We start from the raw sequence: 3042 nt of genomic DNA on the forward strand, positions 1-3042 counted from the left end.
GCGCCGGCCCCTGGCGCGCCGCCTCGGCACCGAGCGCCGACACCGGGCAGCCGTCGCCGGGATCGTCGCGGTGTTCGGCCGACAGGTAGGCGCGTGCCAGCGCCGCCATGCCGCTGTCGCCGCGCGCCGCCGCCTCGCCGACGACCCGCTGCCAGCGCTGCCCGCCCGCCGCGAACACCCGCGCGCAGGTCTCGGCCATCAGGTCTTCCTTCGAGCCGAACTGCCCGTAGAAACCGCCGTGCGTCATGCCGGCGCTCTTCATCAGGTCGGCCACGCCGATGCCGTCGAAACCGCGCTCGCGGAACAGCTTCGCGGCCACCTGCAGCACCCGTTCGCGGTTCTGCTCGGCTTGTTCACGACTGACTTTCATGGGGAGAAGACCTTTCCGGCGAGGTGACGCTCAAGATGCCGCTTGACATGATAAATGATGTACGTCATATAATTTCAATCATGACGACCGTCATATAAAACATCTCTGCATCCCCCCGAAAGGATCCGCCATGAACATCCGCAATGCCGTCTTCCTCGTGACCGGCGCCAACCGTGGCCTCGGCAAGTCGCTGGTCCAGCAATTGCTCGCCGCCGGCGCGAAGAAGGTCTATGCCGCCGCCCGCGACCCGGCCAGCATCACGCTGCCGGGTGTCGAGGCGGTGAAGCTCGACGTGACGAACGCCGATGACGTCGCGCGCGCCGCCGCGCAACTGAAGGACGTGAGCGTCGTGATCAACAACGCCGGCATCACGCGCGGCTCGCCGCTGCTGGCCGCCGGCAGTGCCGCGGCGGCACGCGCCGAGATGGAGACCAATTTCTTCGGCCCGCTGGCGCTCAGCCAGGCCTTCGCACCGGTGCTGAAGGCCAACGGCGGCGGCGCGATCGTCAACGTGCTGTCGGTGCTGAGCTGGGTCAACATCCCGAGCGCGGCGACCTACAGCACGAGCAAGTCGGCTGCCTGGTCGCTGACCAACGGCCTGCGCGGCGAACTGCGCGCGCAGGGCACGCAGGTGGTGGGCGTGCACGTCGGCTACATGGACACCGACATGACGAAGGGCCTGGACGCGGCGAAGGCGAACCCCGACCAGGTGGCGCAGCAGGTGGTCGACGCACTCGCGAGCGGTGCCGAGGAAGTGCTGGCCGACGACCTCAGCCGCAACGTGCGGCAGGGGCTGGCCGCGCCGCGCGGGGTCTACCTGGGCGAGCCGGCGGCGGCCTGAAACCGCTGGCGCCGGATCAGGCCGGCGGCGTCCTGGTCTGCTCGTGCGCGACGCGCAACCGGCGCATCAGCTCGCCGTTGAGCTCGCGGGTGTGGCGGTTCCAGCGCTCGGTGGCGCGCTGGATCTCCACCTGCAGGCGCCCGGCGAGTTCGGTCTCGCGCTGCACCAGCGCCCAGATCGCGAACTCGGCCCGCGCCTCGAAGCTGCCGAAGCGCGCGACCGTCGCTTCGAAGGCGTCGCGCGCCTCACCGTGACGGCCGGCGGCGGCCAGCGAACGCGCGAGCAGCAGCGAGATCTCTTCCTCGCGGAAGTTCGGGTCCTGCTGGCGGATCACGTTCAGGTGGCTGATCGCCTCCTGCGGCCGCTCGCGGGCGAAATTGGCGCGGGCCGCACCGCGGCGGATCTCGAGGTCGGTCGAGAACGGGCCCTTCAGGCAGGCCTCCCAGGTCTGCGCCGATTCGCCGAACTCGCCGGCGTCGTACAGCGCCGCGGCAAGCCGCATCTGGTTCTGCGCGGTCGGCGTGTACTCGAACGCGGCGCGGGCGTCGCGCAGTTCGCGCGTCGGGTCGAGCGATTTCACCGCCGCGACGATCGCCTTGCGCGCACCGCGCTCCAGCCGCGAATCCGGCAGGTAGATCGCCAGGAAGTTGACGATGCTGCCGAGCAGCGGGAACGAGAACAGCACGAACAGCCAGTAGGTCTGCTGCCGGCTGCGCACCGCGTGCACGGCAAAGAACAGCGCGATGACGATGTGAAGCCCGAGGCCTGCAATGGGCATGAACGTTCCTCCTCCGATGTTTTGATGGCGCAAATTGTAGGAAACCCCGGCCGGCACGGGTGATGGCGGCGCGAGAGAATGGTCACGAACGGCTCCAGGAACATTCCATGTCTCTCGACTCCCAGCGCTTCACCGACCCGGTCGCCGCGCTCGCGCAGGTGCAGGCCATCTACGAGCAGAGCCTCACGCACCTGCGTGGTGCCCTGCACAGCTTCGTCGCCGGCACCGCCCCCACCGAGCACGTGCGGGCCTGCTACCCCTTCGTGCGGGTGCACACCGACACCGTCGCGCGCGCCGATTCGCGGCTGAGCTATGGCTTCGTCGCCGGCCCCGGCACCTACGAGACCACGCTGACGCGGCCCGACCTGTTCCAGGGCTATTACCTGGAGCAGTTCCGGCTGCTGCTGAAGAACCACAACGTCGCGCTCGAGGTCGGCGTCAGCGGCCAGCCGATCCCGGTGCACTTCTCGCTGGCCGAGCACGACCACCTGGAAGGCAGCCTGAGCCTGGAGCGCCGGCTGCTGATGCGCGACATGTTCGACCTGCCCGACCTGGCCGCGATGGACGACGCGATCGCCAACGGCACCTACGAGACGCGGCCCGGCCAATCGCACCCGCTGTCGCTGTTCACCGCGCCGCGCGTCGACTACTCGCTGCACCGGCTGCGCCACTACACCGGCACCGCGCCCGACCACTTCCAGAACTTCGTGCTGTTCACGAACTACCAGTTCTACATCGACGAGTTCGTGCGCCTGGGCCATGAGGCGATGGCCGATCCGGCGAGCGAGTACCTCGCCTTCGTCGAGCCGGGCAACGTGATCACGCGCCGCACCGGCACGGCACACCGGCCCGGCGACGAGCTGGGCGCGATCCCGCCGCGGCTGCCGCAGATGCCGGCCTACCACCTGGTGCGCGGCGACGGCGCCGGCATCACGATGGTCAACATCGGCGTCGGCCCGGCCAACGCGAAGACGATCACCGACCACATCGCGGTGCTGCGCCCGCATGCGTGGATCATGCTCGGCCACTGCGCCGGGCTGCGCAACACGCAGG

Annotated in this window: 4 protein-coding genes; 2 read left to right on the plus strand and 2 right to left on the minus strand. The window is 69.4% G+C overall.

Going from position 1 to position 3042, the window contains the following annotated elements; all coding sequences use genetic code 11:
• A partial coding sequence (locus AC1D15_RS24460; protein ID WP_477828014.1) for a TetR/AcrR family transcriptional regulator occupies positions 1-370 on the minus strand: 370 nt, incomplete at its 3' end.
• 130 nt (positions 371-500) lie between these two features.
• On the opposite strand from AC1D15_RS24460, the gene AC1D15_RS24465 reads away from it, so the two are divergent.
• Entirely contained in the window at positions 501-1211 is a 711-nt protein-coding gene (locus AC1D15_RS24465; protein ID WP_477828015.1) for an SDR family oxidoreductase, read from the plus strand.
• Between the two features lie 16 nt (positions 1212-1227).
• On the opposite strand, the gene AC1D15_RS24470 is transcribed toward AC1D15_RS24465, so the two are convergent.
• The gene (locus AC1D15_RS24470; RefSeq protein WP_477828016.1) at positions 1228-1989 is read right to left on the minus strand and encodes a tetratricopeptide repeat protein; all 762 of its coding nucleotides are present in this window, start codon (positions 1987-1989) and stop codon (positions 1228-1230) included.
• 107 nt (positions 1990-2096) lie between these two features.
• Between AC1D15_RS24470 and AC1D15_RS24475 the strand changes: the two genes are divergently transcribed.
• Positions 2097-3042 (plus strand): AMP nucleosidase (locus tag AC1D15_RS24475; RefSeq protein WP_477828017.1); only part of this gene is annotated, 946 nt, incomplete at its 3' end.

The organism is Rhizobacter sp. P2_H2, from assembly GCF_056403375.1.

Coding starts and splice junctions, on each gene's coding strand:
- AC1D15_RS24465 (WP_477828015.1), top strand. CDS start 501: ATGAACATCCGCAATGCCGTCTTCCTCGTGACCGGCGCCAACCGTGGC.
- AC1D15_RS24470 (WP_477828016.1), bottom strand. CDS start 1,989: ATGCCCATTGCAGGCCTCGGGCTTCACATCGTCATCGCGCTGTTCTTT.